The 15,024-nt window shown below is 64.1% G+C and carries 11 protein-coding genes; 7 read left to right on the top strand and 4 right to left on the bottom strand.

All coding sequences use genetic code 11. The features are described from left to right. The first annotated feature begins 40 nt into the window (after positions 1 to 40). Together fes and D8B20_RS02105 are read left to right on the top strand one after the other, a co-directional pair. Complete coding sequence (gene fes, locus D8B20_RS02110) at positions 41 to 1,315, top strand: enterochelin esterase (RefSeq protein WP_145886699.1); 1,275 nt, start codon at positions 41 to 43, stop codon at positions 1,313 to 1,315. After that, positions 1,296 to 5,192: an enterobactin synthase subunit F gene (locus D8B20_RS02105; protein ID WP_145886697.1), complete on the top strand. Its 3,897-nt coding sequence runs from the start codon at positions 1,296 to 1,298 to the stop codon at positions 5,190 to 5,192. Before fes ends, D8B20_RS02105 begins: the two co-directional genes overlap by 20 nt. Before the next feature lie 119 nt (positions 5,193 to 5,311). Here D8B20_RS02105 and D8B20_RS02100 read toward each other — a convergent pair whose 3' ends face one another. Genes D8B20_RS02100 through fepD form a run of 3 tightly spaced genes read right to left on the bottom strand, consistent with a single transcriptional unit; the run spans position 5,312 to position 8,075 of the window. Beyond that, entirely contained in the window at positions 5,312 to 6,109 is a 798-nt protein-coding gene (locus tag D8B20_RS02100; RefSeq protein ID WP_145886695.1) for an ATP-binding cassette domain-containing protein, read from the bottom strand. Next, positions 6,106 to 7,089 carry an iron-enterobactin ABC transporter permease gene (gene fepG, locus D8B20_RS02095; RefSeq protein ID WP_145886693.1) on the bottom strand — a complete coding sequence of 328 codons (984 nt, stop codon included), beginning with the start codon at positions 7,087 to 7,089 and terminating at the stop codon, positions 6,106 to 6,108. Before fepG ends, D8B20_RS02100 begins: the two co-directional genes overlap by 4 nt. Beyond that, positions 7,086 to 8,075, bottom strand: a complete 990-nt coding sequence (gene fepD, locus D8B20_RS02090; RefSeq protein WP_145886692.1) for a Fe(3+)-siderophore ABC transporter permease — start codon at positions 8,073 to 8,075, stop codon at positions 7,086 to 7,088. The genes fepG and fepD overlap by 4 nt, the downstream gene beginning before the upstream one ends. A 143-nt stretch (positions 8,076 to 8,218) precedes the next feature. Between fepD and entS the strand changes: the two genes are divergently transcribed. Continuing rightward, the gene (gene entS, locus D8B20_RS02085) at positions 8,219 to 9,454 is read left to right on the top strand and encodes an enterobactin transporter EntS (RefSeq protein WP_145886690.1); all 1,236 of its coding nucleotides are present in this window, start codon (positions 8,219 to 8,221) and stop codon (positions 9,452 to 9,454) included. Here the strand turns inward: entS and fepB are convergent. Then, positions 9,449 to 10,411 carry a Fe2+-enterobactin ABC transporter substrate-binding protein gene (gene fepB / locus D8B20_RS02080; protein ID WP_145886688.1) on the bottom strand — a complete coding sequence of 321 codons (963 nt, stop codon included), beginning with the start codon at positions 10,409 to 10,411 and terminating at the stop codon, positions 9,449 to 9,451. The genes entS and fepB overlap by 6 nt on opposite strands. A gap of 176 nt (positions 10,412 to 10,587) precedes the next feature. Between fepB and D8B20_RS02075 the strand changes: the two genes are divergently transcribed. Genes D8B20_RS02075 through dhbA form a run of 4 tightly spaced genes read left to right on the top strand, consistent with a single transcriptional unit; the run spans position 10,588 to position 15,022 of the window. Beyond that, positions 10,588 to 11,769 (top strand): isochorismate synthase, encoded by a 1,182-nt coding sequence (locus D8B20_RS02075; protein WP_145886686.1) that lies wholly within the window; start codon positions 10,588 to 10,590, stop codon positions 11,767 to 11,769. A gap of 10 nt (positions 11,770 to 11,779) precedes the next feature. Continuing rightward, positions 11,780 to 13,396, top strand: coding sequence for a (2,3-dihydroxybenzoyl)adenylate synthase (locus D8B20_RS02070; protein ID WP_145886684.1), 1,617 nt, complete (start codon positions 11,780 to 11,782; stop codon positions 13,394 to 13,396). A gap of 16 nt (positions 13,397 to 13,412) precedes the next feature. Beyond that, positions 13,413 to 14,267 (top strand): isochorismatase family protein, encoded by an 855-nt coding sequence (locus tag D8B20_RS02065; RefSeq protein ID WP_145886682.1) that lies wholly within the window; start codon positions 13,413 to 13,415, stop codon positions 14,265 to 14,267. After that, positions 14,264 to 15,022, top strand: a complete 759-nt coding sequence (gene dhbA, locus D8B20_RS02060) for a 2,3-dihydro-2,3-dihydroxybenzoate dehydrogenase (protein ID WP_145886680.1) — start codon at positions 14,264 to 14,266, stop codon at positions 15,020 to 15,022. The genes D8B20_RS02065 and dhbA overlap by 4 nt, the downstream gene beginning before the upstream one ends. Positions 15,023 to 15,024: the final 2 nt, after the last annotated feature.

The raw sequence follows: 15,024 nt of genomic DNA, 5'->3' as shown, positions 1-15,024 counted from the left end.
TTTCGCAAGGTTGCCGTATGGGCAATGACTGGCAGGATTGATGAGCGGGCGACATAACAATACCGGCAGTGAAGCCTGGTGGCAGGCACAACGTGCTCTGGGGATCCCCCGTATTGAGCCGCAACAGGATGGCACCTGCCGGGTGACCTTTTTCTGGCGCGATCCGCAGGGCGATGAAACCACGTCCGCCACGCAGCGCGTGTGGATCAACATCACCGGCGTGACCGATCACCATCAGCACCAGCCGCCGCCCTCGCTGCTGCGCGTAGCGCGCAGTGATGTGTGGTACTGGCAAACCTGCCTGCCCGCAACCTGGCGCGGCAGCTACTGCCTGATGCCGGATACCCGGGCAAGCGATTTCAGCGGCGAGATCACGCTGCAGGCGCTGCGTGACTGGTGGCGTCAGCGCTTTGTCAGCGCCACGGCCGATCCGCTCAATCCGCTGCGCGGCTGGTCCGGCGGGCGCGGCATGCCGGTTTCGCCGCTGCACCTGCCGCAGGCGCCCGGCCAGCCGGAGTGGCAGGCGGTAGATAATGGCACCGCCCCGCTCATTCCCCTGACATCGCTGCAGTGGGACAGCACACTGCTCGGCAACCGCCGGCGCGTCTGGCTCTATGCCACCGGTGAAGCCGCACCTGAACAGCGTCCGCTGGCTATCCTGCTTGATGGTCGGTTCTGGGCAGAGCAAATGCCGGTTGCCGGCCCGCTGCAGCAGCTGACGGACGCGGGGGCGCTGCCGCCCGCAGTCTATCTGTTTATCGATAGTATCGATACGGCCTGCCGCAGCCACGAGCTGCCCTGTAATACACGTTTCTGGCAGGCCGTGCAGCAGGAGCTGCTGCCGCAGATAAGCCGCGTGATGCCGTGGCGGCAGCAGGCTGACAGCACGGTGATCGCCGGCCAGAGCTTTGGCGGGCTGGCAGCGGTGTTTGCGGCCCTGCACTTCCCGCATACCTTTGGCAACGCCCTGAGCCTCTCCGGCTCGTTCTGGTGGCCGGATCGGGGCAGTCCGCATGGCTGGCTGCTGCAGGCGCTGAAAAACGGCCTCGCCCCCGCCCGGCCGCTGCGTTTCTGGCTGGAAGCAGGCAGGCGCGAACACCTGATCCTGCAGGCCAATCAGCAATTACAACAACAACTGACCGCAGCGGGTTATCCGGTGCACTACCAGACGGCCGAAGGCGGACACGACGCGCTGTGCTGGCGCGGTGGCCTGCTTAACGGTCTGCAAGCTTTGTGGCGCAATCCGACTTTCTCCCTCACGCCCGGCGTGATCCCTGACGACAGCGGAATCTCCGATGAACGACACCCCGATTGATCAGCAAACTCTGCCGCTGGTGGCGGCTCAGCCCGGTATCTGGATGGCCGACCAGCTCTCCCCGTGGCACAACGCCTATGCCGTGGCGCACGTTACCGAACTGCATGGCGCGATAGATATCCCGCTGTTGCAGCAGGCTATTGTGGCTGGCATGCAGGAAGCCGACACGCTGAACATGGCTTTTGGTGAAATCGACGGCGAGCCACGACAGTGGCCGCAGCCGCAGCACTTCACGGCGCCCGACGTGGTGGATTTACGCCATGAGGCCAGTCCTGCCGCCGCGGCGCAGGCGCTGATGCGCAACGATCTGCAGAGCGATTTGCGCGTGCTGAGCGGTGCGCCGTTATGGCATCACCGGCTGTTTCGCCTCGGCGATCGCCACTGGTTCTGGTATCAGCGCTATCACCATCTGGTGCTTGATGGCTTCAGCTTTACCGCGCTGACACGCCGCATTGCCAGCCTCTACAGCGCGGCCGTGCAGCAGCAGCCCGCCGCGCCAGCGCCTTTTATCCCGTTTCGTGAGGTAGTGGCGGAGTATCAGCGTTATCAGGCATCTGCCGCATGGCAACGCGACGCGGCGTTCTGGCGCGAAAAAGGCCAGACGCTGCCGCCACCGGCTTCGCTTTCGCCACTGCCGCTGGCCGGTGCGTCTCCCGCGGCGGATCTGCTGCGCCATAGCGTGACGCTCGATCGCGCTGCGTTCTGCGCCCTGACGCATCAGCATCCGCAGCTCAGCGCCGCCGATCTGGCCGTGGCGCTGGTGGCGCTCTGGCTGGCGCGCCTGAGCGGTCAGACAGCATTTACGACCGGTTTTATCTTTATGCGCCGTATCGGTTCGGTCGCGCTGAGCGCCACCGGCCCGGTGATCAATGTGCTGCCGGTGGCGGTGCATTACGACCCCGCTCAGCCATTACAGGATCTGGCCGTTCAGCTGGCTGCAGAGGTGAAAACGGTGCGGCGCCACCAGCGCTACGATGCGGAACAGGTGCAGCGCGATCTGGGCCGCGCCGGCGATGGCGATCCGCTTTATAGTCCGGTGATCAATCTGAAGATGTTTGACTACCAGCTGGATTTTGCCGGTATTGCGGGCACGACCCATGCGCTGGCCTCCGGGCCGGTGCGCGACCTGGAAATTGCCCTTTACCTGGGCGAACAGGGTGAGCTGACGCTGGAGCTGCTGGCCAATGCGGCGCGCTATCAGCCGGCAACGCTGCAGCAGCACGCCAGCCGGTTTGCGCTGCTGCTTGCGCAGCTGGCGGCGGCTCCCCGGCAGGCGCTGGGTGAGCTCAGTCTGCTGACGCCGGAAGATCAGCAGCTGCTGGCTACGGTTAATCAGACCGCGCACCCGCTGCCGGCTGAGACGCTGGCTTCGCTGCTGGCGCGCCAGGCGGCGCGTACCCCGGCGGCCCCGGCGCTGGCGGACGCCGCGCATCAGCTCAGCTATCGCCAGATGCAGCAGCAGGTGTTTGCGCTGGCTGACGACCTCCGCACCGCCGGTGTGCAGCGCGGCGATATTGTCGCCGTGGCGCTGCCGCGATCGGTGCAGCTCTCGCTGGCGCTGCAGGCGATTGTGGCGCTGGGGGCGATCTATCTGCCGCTGGATACTGGCTATCCGGATGAACGGCTGCAGCTGATGCTGGAGGATGCCGCCGCGGCGCTGCTGATCACCTGCACGCCGCTGAGCGCACGCTTCGCCGCCATTTCCCCGGTGTCACAACGCCTGTTTGACCGGCTATATACCCGTGACGATGCCCCGGCGCCCGCCACGGCACCTGAGCCGCAGGACGGCGCCTATGTGATTTATACCTCCGGCTCCACCGGCCGGCCGAAGGGCGTGCTGGTGGGGCATGAAGCCATCGTTAATCGCCTGCTGTGGATGCAGGACCGCTATCCGCTGCAGGCTGACGACGTGGTGCTGCAGAAAACGCCCAGCAGCTTTGACGTCTCCGTGTGGGAGTTTTTCTGGCCGCTGCTGAGCGGCGCACAGCTGGTGATGGCTCCGCCGGATGCGCACCGCGATCCCCATGCACTGCAGCAGCTGTTTGCCCGCTATAACGTCACCGTCACCCATTTCGTCCCGTCTATGCTGGCTGCCTTTGTCGCCGCGCTGGACACACCGCAGGCGCTGGCCTGCTGCCGCAGCCTGCGGCAGGTGTTCTGCAGCGGCGAAGCGTTACCTGCCGATCTGGCGCGCGCGTGGGAAAAACTGACGCAGGTGCCGCTGCATAATCTGTATGGCCCGACCGAAGCCGCAGTGGATGTCAGTGCTTATCCGGCTTTTGGCGCGGCGCTGGCGGCGTTGACCGGACCGGACGTGCCGATTGGTTTTCCCGTCTGGAATACCGGCCTGCGCATTCTGGATGCGCAGATGCAGCCGGTGCCGCCGGGCGTGGCGGGCGATCTCTACCTCACCGGTATTCAGCTGGCGCACGGGTATCTGCACCGACCTGATCTGACCGCCAGCCGCTTTATCGCCGACCCGTTCGTCCCCGGCGAACGCATGTATCTCACCGGTGACATTGCTCGCTGGCTGGATAACGGTGCCGTGGAGTATCTGGGGCGCAGCGACGATCAGCTTAAAATCCGCGGCCAGCGCATTGAGCTGAAAGAGATCGATCACGCGCTCTGCGCGCTGCCGGGAATCGGGCAGGCCGTCACCCATGCGGTGGTGCTGGGCGCGGCCACCGGCGGGGGCGATGCGCGCCAGCTGGTAAGCTATGTGATCGCCAGCCAGCCGGCAGAGAGCGAAGCGGTGCGTGCGGCGCTGGCGCAGCAGCTGCCGGCGCACATGGTGCCGGTCGCGATTGTGCAGCTGGCGGCTTTCCCGCTCAGCAGCAACGGGAAGCTGGATCGCAAAGCGCTGCCGCTGCCGCAGGCCACGCCGGCCAGCTGCGGACGTGCCCCGCGACCGGGGCTGGAAACCCGGCTGGCCGCCGCGTTTTGCCATCTTCTGGGCTGCGACACGCTCACGGCACAGGATGACTTTTTTGCGCTGGGCGGCCACTCGCTGCTGGCGATGCGGTTAGCCGCGCAGCTGCGCCGGGAACTGCAGCAGCCGGTGTCGGTCGGGCAGATTATGGTGGCCTCCACGGTGGAAAAACTGGCGGCACTGCTTGATGACAGCCAGCCGCATCAGCAGGCCGGATTTGAAGCGGTGCTGCCGCTGCGCCAGGGCAGCGGGCCGACGCTCTTTTGCTTCCATCCGGCCTCCGGATTTGCCTGGCAATTCAGCATTCTGCAACGCTATCTGGATCCGCGCTGGTCGCTGGTGGGGATTCAGTCGCCCGATCGCGCCGGCCCGCTGAACCAGAGTCAGCATCTGGATGAGGTGTGCGAGGCGCATCTGCGCACGCTGCGAGAGGTGCAACCGCACGGACCTTACTATTTCCTGGGCTATTCGCTTGGCGGCACGCTGGCGCAGGGCATTGCTGCCCGCCTGACGGCAGCCGGTGAAGACGTGGCCTTTCTCGGGCTGCTGGACACCTGGCCGCCGGAAACGCAGAACTGGGACGAGAAGCGCGGAGAAAATGTCCCCGATCCGGCAGTACTCGCCGAGGTCAATCGCGAGCGCGAGCAGTTTATTGCCGCGCAGCGTCATCAGGCGGGGGAAGAGATGCAGGCGATGTTTGACAGCATTGAAGCCAACTACGCCAGCGCAGTGCGGCTGCTGGCCACCGCACGCAGCGCGCGGTTTGCCGGACGCGCCACGCTGTTTCTGGCCACGCAGACGCAGCAGCCTGGTCTGGACGCCCGCCGCGCCTGGGCACCTTATGTTGAGGAGCTGACCGTCTATCCGCTGGCGTGTACGCATGCAGAGATCATTTCTCCACCGCTGTTTGCGCAGATCGGGCCGCTGTTGCAGCAGCTGCTGGCGTAGCGCTCAGCGTTTGCCGGCTCCCGCCCGACCGGACAGGCCGCGCCACCGCGCGTAGCGTGTCTGTCCGGCGAAAAGGCGCCTGCGCGGGCACCTTTCCCCGCCCGCTGCAGGCGGAGGCGTTACCGGCCCCGGCCCAGCGGCACAATCATCGGCGTATGCGCCACCGGATCGTCGACGATAACGCAGCGTAAACCGTATACCTGTTCGATCAGCGCGGGGGTGACAATCTGCGCCGGTTTCCCTTCGGCGATGATGCTGCCGTCGCGCATGGCAATAAGATGGGTTGCATAACGGCAGGCGTGATTGAGGTCGTGCAGCACCACCACCAGCGTCCGGCCATGCTGCTGGTTGAGGGTTTGCATCAGCTCCAGCAGCTCAATCTGGTGCGTGATATCCAGCCAGGTGGTTGGCTCATCCAGCAGCAGCAGCGGCGTCTGCTGCGCCAGCACCATGGCAATCCACACGCGCTGCCGCTGACCGCCGGACAGCGTATCCACCGCCTGCTGCGCCAGATCGGCCACGCCGGTTGCCTGCATCGCCTGCTGCACGGCGGCTTCATCTTCCGCACGCCAGCGGCCAAACAGCGACTGATGCGGATACCGCCCGCGCGCCACCAGTTCGCTGACGCTGATGCCAGCGGGGGTGCCCGCGCTTTGCGGCAGCAGCCCCAGGCGGCGCGCCACCTCTTTGGTGGGATAGCGGGCAATGGCTTCCCCGTCCAGCAGTACCTCGCCTTTCAGCGGCGTTTGCAGCCGGCTGAGTGCACGCAGCAGCGTGGATTTTCCGCAGGCGTTGGGCCCGATAATCACCGTCAGTTCACCCGCCGGGATGGTCACCGACAGATTTTCCGCCACTACTTTTTTATCATAACCCAGCGTCAGCCCGGTGCCGCGCAGCCGGGAAGCGATCTCTGTCATGGGCGTCGTGCCTCCCGCACCAGTAACGTAATCAGATAAAGTCCGCCCAGGCTGACGGTGATGACGCCAGCCGGCACCTGATAAGGCAGAAACAGATGCTGCGCGGCATAGTCGGCAGCCAGCAGCAGCAGCGCGCCGCACAGCGCGGCCAGCGTCAGAGCCCCTTTTTCACCGCCGCTCAGCCGCCGGGCTATCTGCGGTGCCAGCAGCGCCACAAAAGAGATAGGCCCGGCCAGCGCGGTGGACGCCGCCGTCAGCAGTACCCCTGCCAGCATCAGCCATAGCCGGCTGCGCTCCACCGGCACACCCAGCGCGCAGGCAATATCCTCTCCCATCGCCAGCAGCCGCATACGGCGCGCTGCCAGCGCCACCAGTAGCAGCGAAGCCAGCAGCACGGCGATGACCGGCGGGGTTTTCGCCCAGCTGATTCCGTTGAGCGATCCGGCGCTCCACAGACCGGCGCTAAGCGCCGCATCCAGCGACGCGCTGATAATCAGCCAGCTATTAAGCGCCATCAGCAGCGCACGCACGCTGATACCGACCATAATCAGACGAAACGTCTGCACGCCGTTGCGCCAGGCAAGCAGGTACACCAGCGCGGCGGTGGTCAGCCCGCCGGTGAGCGCTGCGCCGGTAATTGCCGCCATGTTCTGGCTGAACAGCACCAGCGCCGCCAGCACGCCGCTATAGGCACCGGTGTTGAAACCGAGAATATCCGGGCTACCCAGCGGATTACGCAGCAGCGACTGAAAAATGGCGCCGCTGACCCCGAGCGCCGCGCCGATCAGTAACGCCATCAGCACGCGCGGCAGACGCCACTCCAGCACGATGAGCCGCACATTTGCCGCACCGCCACCGCACAACACCTGCCACAGCTGTTCTGCGCTGAGCGGTAAGGCGCCGCGCGTCAGCGCCAGCCCGGCAAACAGCATACAGGCCAGCACCAGCCAGCTGCCGTGCAACCCGATGCGGCGCGTCATACGGCCTGCCGCCCGAAGGTACGGCGCACCAGCACGATCAACAGCGGAGCGCCAAGAATGGCGGTGACAATCGAAACGCGCAGTTCGCCGGTTACCAGCACGCGCCCCAGAATATCGGCTGTCAGCAGTAGCACCGGGGTGATCAGCGCGGTCAGCGGTAACCGCCAGCGGTGATCGTTGCCGGCCAGCCAGCGGGCAATGTGCGGTGTCATCAGCCCGACAAAGGCAATCGGCCCGGTGACGGCCGTGGCCGCTCCACTTAACAGGGCAATTGCCAGCAGTCCCAGCAGCTGCGTGCGCCTGACGTGCGTACCCAGCGCGGCCGCCATGTCACCGCCCATGCTCAGGCTGTTCAGCCCCTGCGCGAGGCTCAGCGCGACGATACTTCCCGCCAGCACCGCAGGCCACAGCGTGCTCAGTGCGGTAAAGCCGCGCAGATCCAGCGAGCCGCTTTGCCAGAAACGCAGGTGATCGTAAATATCCGGATTCAGCAGCGCCAGGCCAGATGTCAATCCTTCCAGCACCGCCGCCAGCGCCACCCCCGCCAGGGTTAAGCGCACCGGGTTAACGCGGCCTCCACCCAGCGCGCCGATCAGACCGATCAACAGCGAAGCCAGCAGCGCGCCACAAAACGCCAGCCCCAGCCATGCCAGCGGCGTATCAGCGCCATACAGCGCAATGCCAAGCACAATGGCGAAACCGGCACCGGCATTGACGCCAAGCAGGCCAGGATCGGCCAGCGGGTTACGTGTCAGGCTCTGCATCAGCGCGCCGGCCAGCCCCAGCGCCACACCGGCCAGCAAGCCGGCCAGGGTGCGCGGCAGGCGCGCATCGTGCACGATAATGCAGGTGCTGCGGGCGCAGCCGCTGGTCAGCGCCTGGTACACCTCGGCGGGCGGTATCGGTTTCGCCCCCAGCATCAGGCTGAGTAAGGTGAGAAGCATAAGCAGTATGGCTGAGCCGGCTAAGGCAAATATCGGGCGCATCGCGTTTGAACCTGCACTGCACAGCCGGGTGCCGCACAGCTAAATTGATAATGATATTGGTTATCGTTATTACTCGCGTTTGGTTATGTTACCATGACTCGCGCCGCGGACAAGGCGGAAAATTGGTGCAGACAGGTAACCCCATGACGCTCTCCTCGCATTTTATTGATCTTTCCCTGCTCAGAACGCATCCGGCGTTTCGGGCAGTCTTCGTGGCGCGATTTATTTCGATTGTGGCGCTGGGCATGCTGACTGTTGCGGTGCCGGTGCAGATTCAGCAGCTGACACACTCGCCGCTGCGGGTGGGGCTGGCGGTCACCGGCGCGGCCGTGGCGATGTTCATCGGGCTGCTGCTGGGCGGCGTGCTGGCCGATCGCTATGAGCGGAAGAGGCTGATTTTGTGTGCCCGCAGCACCTGTGGTCTCGGTTTTCTCGCGCTGGCTGTCAATGCTGCCCTGCCTGCGCCTTCACTGCCCGCCATCTATCTGCTGGGGATGTGGGATGGCTTTTTTGGCGCGCTGGGCGTCACCGCGCTGCTGGCCGCAACCCCGGCGCTGGTCGGGCGTGAAAATCTGCTGCAGGCCGGTGCCATTTCCCTGCTCGCCGTGCGCTTCGGCTCGATTCTTTCGCCCGCGCTGGCGGGCGTCGCCATCGCCCACGGCGGCGTCATGTGGAATTACGGGCTGGCAGCGCTGGGTACGCTGCTGACGGTGCTTACCCTGCTGCGGTTGCCGGTGCTGCCGCCACCGGCGCAGACGCGCGAGCCTCCGCTGATGGCGCTGGCGGCTGGCGTGCGGTTTCTGTTCGCCTGTCCGCTGGTGGGGATGGTCGCGCTGACGGGCGCGCTGGTGACGCTGATCAGCGCGGTGCGCGTGCTGTTTCCGGCGCTGGCGCCGCGCTGGTCAGTCAGTGCGGAACAACTCGGCCTGCTGTATGCCGCTGTGCCGCTGGGTGCGGCAGTCGGTGCGCTGACCAGCGGTAAACTGAAACAGGTTGCGCGTCCCGGTCAGCTGCTGCTGGGCAGCGCTATCGCCGCCTTTCTTGCCATGGGCCTGTTCAGCCTGATGCCCGATTTGCGTCTGGCGCTGGCCTGCCTGGTCGCGTTTGGCTACTGCAGCGCCATCAACAGCCTGGTGCAATACGCGATGATTCAGCAGCTGACGCCCGATCACCTGCTGGGCAGGATCAACGGCCTGTGGACGGCACAAAATGTCACCGGTGACGCCATCGGTGCAGCGCTGCTGGGCGCGCTGGGCAGCTGGCTGGCGCCGCCACAGGCGGCCGCCATCGCGGGCTTTACCGCCGCGCTGACAGGCGGCCTGCTGTGGCTGACGATGCGGCAGCTGCGTCGTTATCGGACAGCCCTGCCGTCCTCATAACGGTTTAACGAACAGTTTTTCCAGCCGCGTCAGGAGATTGCTGGCGCTGTAGTAATCCAGGCGGAAAGTATCGGTGCCCAGCGCCCACACCTGCCTGCCGGTAACCGCTGCATGCTGCGCAAAAAACGGGTTGTTCAGCACCGAACGGGCGGTGTTGTCATCGCCTGCGAACAGCAGGAAAGTGTGGCCGGTCAGATCGCTGGCGAGGTTTTCGCCTGACAGCTGAATAATGTCTTTGCGCTGGCCCATGCTGTGTCCCTGCTGCGCATCAGCGGGCGGCAGCGCGAGGGTAAATCCCAGCTGTTCCAGCAGCCGGCCCTGCGCGGATTCACCGGTCCAGACATTAACCGCGCGGCCCTCGCCATTCCAGACCAGCGCCGAGACCGGCTGCGGCGGCAGCGTTATCGCCTGCTTCAGTGCCGCTTCACGCGCGTTAAACTCACTGATGCGCCGGGCAGCCTGCGCTTCGTGACCGGTGACGCGTCCCAGCAGCGTCACCACCTCCTGCCAGCTTTTATCGTCGTAGTTCACCACCAGCGTCGGTGCAATCGCCGACAGCTGGCTGGCCAGCTTCAGCGCCGAATCGTTGCCGGTGGCGCTGACCAGAATCAGGTCCGGCGCCTCTGCCGCGATCGCTTCCGCACCTGGCTCGCCAATGTACAGACGCTTCACGTGACGCTGCCGGGCAATATCGCCCCACTGGCGAAAGAATCCCTGCGCATCAGCCAGCCGGCTGTTCGGTGCGGTGGCACCAGAGGCAATAACCGGTGCGTCAATCGCCAGCAGAGAGCCGGTCAGCGTGACGCTGGTAGAGACGATCCGCTGCGGCGGCTGGCTGAGCGTCACGTCACCGCCCGCCCCGGCAACCGTGCGCGGCCACGCGCTGCTGGCCTGCGCCGTGCCGCTGATCAGCAGGCATAACAGCAGCACCCTGCCCCACAATCCGCCTTTTTTCATCGTCTTCTCTCCTCTGCTCACGGTTAACCGGTCAGATCCTGGCGTCCGGCAGACGCCGTTACGCAACCAAAATCCCGCGAATGAATTGACTCTTTCCGCTAATCGACGTAGGTTACAGGACAATAATAAAAATGATAATCATTCTTACTATACTTATCATTTGTAGAGAGAGGATTATGGTGGAAACCCCGACCTTTGAAAATGCCTGCTTGCAGGATTTTTCTGCGCTATGCCGCGGCTTTTTGTTTACCTCGCCGTGGCGCAGCCTGGCCACGCAGGGATGCTATACCACCATCGATACGCCGGTGCAGGATGCCGCGCAGCCGCAGGGCGCGTTTCAGCAACAGCTGCGCCGCCACTTTGCTGATGCCAGCAAACAGGGTATCGCCCACCCGATTGTGGCCGGTGCAATTCCGTTTGACGTCAGCCAGCCGGCAGCGCTGTTTATCCCGGAATCCCATCACCTCTTCCATCGCACCGATTTGCAACGCACGCTGGCCTCACCTGCTGAGCCGCTGCCGCAGGTGCGCCGCCGGGCAGCCGTGCCGGATCACGCCGGCTTTACGCGCATGGTCGCCGATGCCGTCAGCGCTATCCGGCAGGGCGATCCGCAAAAAGTGGTGCTGTCGCGCCTGCTGGATATCGTGACTGAACAGCCGGTGGATAGCGCAGCGCTGATGCAGCGCGTGATCGCACAAAATCCGGACAGCTACCATTTCCACCTGCCGCTGCCGGAAGGCGGCGCGCTGGTGGGTGCCAGCCCGGAGTTGCTGGTGCGTAAGCAGGGACGTGATTTCCATACCTGCCCGCTGGCCGGATCGGCGCGTCGTCATCCACAGGATGTGCAGCAGGATCGGGCCGCGGGTGAAGCGCTGATGCAGTCCGCCAAAGACCGGCATGAACATCAGCTGGTCACCGATGCGATGCGCGCTACGCTGCAGCCCCGCAGCCGTCTGCTGTCGGTGCCCGCCGTGCCGTCGCTGCTCACCACCGCCACGCTGTGGCATCTGGCAACGCAGATTCAGGGAGACGTGCTGGATGCGCGGGAAAATGCCCTGTCGCTGGCCTGCCTGCTGCATCCGACCCCGGCGCTGAGCGGCTTCCCGCACGCCCGCGCCTGCCAGCTGATTCAGCAGCTGGAACCTTTCGATCGCCGGCTGTTTGGCGGCATCGTCGGCTGGTGCGACAGCGAAGGCAATGGTGAATGGGTCGTGACGATCCGCTGCGGCACCGTACAGGGCAACCGGGTACGGCTGTTTGCCGGCGCGGGTATCGTTGCCGATTCCCACCCCGAATCAGAATGGCGCGAAACCGGCGTAAAGCTGGACACCATGTTGCGCGCTTTTGGACTGCAATAAAGGAACAGGCATGAGCATTCCCTATACCCGCTGGCCGGACGCGCTGGCCACACGCTACCGGGCAAAAGGCTACTGGACTGATGTCCCGATGACCGTGATTATTGACCGGCAGCGTAATAATGACGCTATTGCCGTCATTGAAGGCGATCTGCAGCTAAGCTACCGCCAGCTGGCGCAGCGCAGCGACAACCTGGCTGCGGCCCTGCAACGCCGCGGCCTGCGCAACGGCGATACCGCGCTGGTGCAGCTGGGCAACGTGGCCGATTTTTATATCACGCTGTTTGCGCTGTTTAAGCTGGGCGTGGTGCCGGTCAACGCCCTTTTCAGCCATCAGCGCAGCGAATTACAGGCGTATGCGCAGCAGATTGCACCGGCGCTGCTGATTGCCGATCGCCGCCATGGGCTGTTTGCCAGCGATACGTTTATCGATGAACTGCGCACCGCGCAGCCCGCGCTGCGACAGGTTGTGTTGCGCCATGGCAAGGCACCGGACACGACGCTGGAGGCGCTGCAGGCGGAAGACGCCGGCGCGTTTCAGGCGACGCCCACGGCGGCCGATGAAGTGGCTTTTTTCCAGCTCTCCGGCGGCAGTACCGGCACGCCAAAACTGATCCCCCGCACGCACAATGATTACTACTACAGCGTGCGCGCCAGTGACGACATCTGCCACATCAGCGCCGCGACACGTTATCTGATCGCCCTGCCCGCACCGCACAACTTCGCCATGAGCTCACCCGGTGCGCTTGGCGTGTTTCATGCCGGCGGTCAGGTGATTCTGGCAGATGACCCCAGCGCCACGCGGTGTTTTCCGCTCATTGAAAAGCACCAGGTAACGGATACCGGCCTGGTGCCGCCGGCGGTCAGTCTCTGGCTGCAGGCGCTTGACGCAGAAGGCAATCATCAGCAACTGGCCTCGCTGCAGCGTATGCAGGTTGGTGGTGCAAAGCTGGGCGAAACCCTTGCCGCACGCCTTCAGCAGACCCTCGGCTGCCGCTTGCAGCAGGTCTTCGGCATGGCAGAAGGCCTGGTGAACTACACCCGTTTTGATGATGACGCGCGCACCATTCTTACCACACAGGGTCGGCCAATCTCTGACGATGATGAGGTGTGGGTCGCTGACGCCCAGGGTAATCCGCTGCCCGCCGGCGCGGTCGGCCGTCTGATGACGCGCGGCCCTTATACCTTTCGCGGTTACTACAACAGCCCGGCGCATAACGCCGCCAGTTTTGATGCTGCCGGCTTTTACTGCTCCGGCGATCTGGTGTCGATTGACGCGCGTGGCTATATCACCGTGCAGGGCCGCGAGAAAGATCAGATCAACCGCGGCGGGGAGAAGATCGCCGCGGAAGAGATCGAAAACCTGCTGCTGCGCCACCCGGATGTGATTCATGCCGCGCTGGTGTCGATGGATGATCCCTTACTGGGCGAGAAAAGCTGCGCCTTTATTGTTGCCCGCCAGCCGGTGAAGCCTGCGCTGCTGCGCCGTCACCTGCGTGAGCTGGGCATTGCTGAATTTAAATTACCTGATCGTATTACCTGCGCCGACGCACTGCCGCTCACCCCGGTGGGTAAGGTGGATAAAAAACGTTTGCGCCAGCAGCTTGCCGGTTCCCCCGCGCAGGCCTGATTTACCGGAGATAAGAATGGCTATTCCCAGACTGAATGCTTATACGCTGCCTGCTGCCAGCGACCTGCCCGTCAGCAAAGTGCAATGGCGCGTAGTACCGCAGCGTGCCGCGCTGCTGATTCATGATATGCAAACCTACTTCCTGAATTTCTGGGGCGAAAACAGCCCGCTGATCAATCAGGTAGTGGAGAACATCGCGCGCCTGCGCGCGTACTGCAAAACGCAGGGCATACCGGTGTTCTATACCGCCCAGCCTGCTCAGCAGAGCGAGGCCGATCGGGCACTGCTGAATGACATGTGGGGTCCGGGACTGAATAAACACCCGGAACAGCAAAAGATTATCGCGGCGCTGGCACCGGATGAGGCCGATCAGGTACTGACCAAATGGCGCTACAGTGCCTTTGTGCGTTCGCCGCTGGAGGCCATCCTGCAGGAGATGGGCCGCGATCAGCTGATCATTACCGGGGTCTATGCGCATATTGGTTGCCTGACCACCGCCACGGATGCCTTTATGCGTGACATTCAGCCGTTTATGGTGGCCGATGCGCTGGCTGATTTTACCCGTGAAGAGCACATGATGGCCCTGACCTATACCGCCGGTCGCAGCGGCAAAGTGGTGATGACCGATGACATCATGCCGCTGCCGCTCAGCAAAGACGCGCTGCGGGCGCTGATTTTGCCGCTGCTGGAAGATGACGACGTGCCGGAAGATGATGAGAACCTGATCGACTACGGCCTTGATTCTGTGCGCGTCATGGCGCTGGCGGCGCGCTGGCGTCAGGTACACGGCGATATTGATTTTGTCAGCCTGGCGAAAAATCCCAGCATCAATGGCTGGTGGTCACTGCTGTCACGGACGCCAGCCCGATGAGTGCCGTGTTTGATTTTCAGGGTAAAACGGTGTGGGTGACAGGCGCAGGCAAAGGAATTGGTTACCACACGGCCTGCGCATTCCAGCAGGCGGGCGCGCAGGTGATTGGGTTCGATCGCTGTTTTGATCAGGCAGCCTACCCGTTTGTGACGGAAACGCTCGACGTGGCTGACCCCGACGCGGTACAGCGCGTGTGTCAGCGCCTGCTGGCTGCACAGCCACGTCTTGATGTGCTGGTGAATGCCGCCGGTATTCTGCGAACCGGCAGCACCGAGACGCTGTCGTTTGCTGACTGGCAGGCCTGCCTGGCGGTCAATGCGGGCGGCGCGTTTAACCTGTTCCAGCAGACGCTGCCGCGCTTTCGTCAGCAGCGCGCCGGGGCAATCGTGACCGTCGCCTCCAACGCGGCCCATGCGCCGCGTCTGGGAATGTCAGCCTACGGCGCGTCCAAAGCGGCTCTGCGCAGCCTGTGCCAGACGGTAGGGCTGGAAATGGCACCCTGTGGCGTGCGCTGTAATCTGGTCTCGCCGGGTTCAACGGACACGGATATGCAGCGCAGCCTGTGGCACACCGCGGACGCCGAGCAGGCGACGATCAATGGCTTTCCGGATCAATATAAGCTGGGCATTCCGCTGCGCAAGATCGCGCAGCCGCAGGAGATCGTGAACACGATCCTGTTTCTCGCCTCGGATCTCGCCAGCCACGTGGTATTGCAGGATATTGTGGTAGACGGTGGCGCAACGCTGGGAGCCTGACG

This window comes from Candidatus Pantoea soli (assembly GCF_007833795.1).
Taxonomy (GTDB): Bacteria; Pseudomonadota; Gammaproteobacteria; order Enterobacterales; family Enterobacteriaceae; genus Pantoea; species Pantoea soli.
The sequence above is the reverse complement of the archived record's forward strand: the minus strand, read 5'-3'. Positions and strand labels throughout refer to the sequence as shown.

What these genes read in the sequence shown, in the direction of transcription:
- fes (WP_145886699.1), top strand. Translation starts at nt 41, where the DNA reads ATGAGCGGGCGACATAACAATACCGGCAGTGAAGCCTGGTGGCAGGCA.
- D8B20_RS02105 (WP_145886697.1), top strand. Translation starts at nt 1,296, where the DNA reads ATGAACGACACCCCGATTGATCAGCAAACTCTGCCGCTGGTGGCGGCT.
- D8B20_RS02100 (WP_145886695.1), bottom strand. Translation starts at nt 6,109, where the DNA reads ATGACAGAGATCGCTTCCCGGCTGCGCGGCACCGGGCTGACGCTGGGT.
- fepG (WP_145886693.1), bottom strand. Translation starts at nt 7,089, where the DNA reads ATGACGCGCCGCATCGGGTTGCACGGCAGCTGGCTGGTGCTGGCCTGT.
- fepD (WP_145886692.1), bottom strand. Translation starts at nt 8,075, where the DNA reads ATGCGCCCGATATTTGCCTTAGCCGGCTCAGCCATACTGCTTATGCTT.
- entS (WP_145886690.1), top strand. Translation starts at nt 8,219, where the DNA reads ATGACGCTCTCCTCGCATTTTATTGATCTTTCCCTGCTCAGAACGCAT.
- fepB (WP_145886688.1), bottom strand. Translation starts at nt 10,411, where the DNA reads ATGAAAAAAGGCGGATTGTGGGGCAGGGTGCTGCTGTTATGCCTGCTG.
- D8B20_RS02075 (WP_145886686.1), top strand. Translation starts at nt 10,588, where the DNA reads ATGGTGGAAACCCCGACCTTTGAAAATGCCTGCTTGCAGGATTTTTCT.
- D8B20_RS02070 (WP_145886684.1), top strand. Translation starts at nt 11,780, where the DNA reads ATGAGCATTCCCTATACCCGCTGGCCGGACGCGCTGGCCACACGCTAC.
- D8B20_RS02065 (WP_145886682.1), top strand. Translation starts at nt 13,413, where the DNA reads ATGGCTATTCCCAGACTGAATGCTTATACGCTGCCTGCTGCCAGCGAC.
- dhbA (WP_145886680.1), top strand. Translation starts at nt 14,264, where the DNA reads ATGAGTGCCGTGTTTGATTTTCAGGGTAAAACGGTGTGGGTGACAGGC.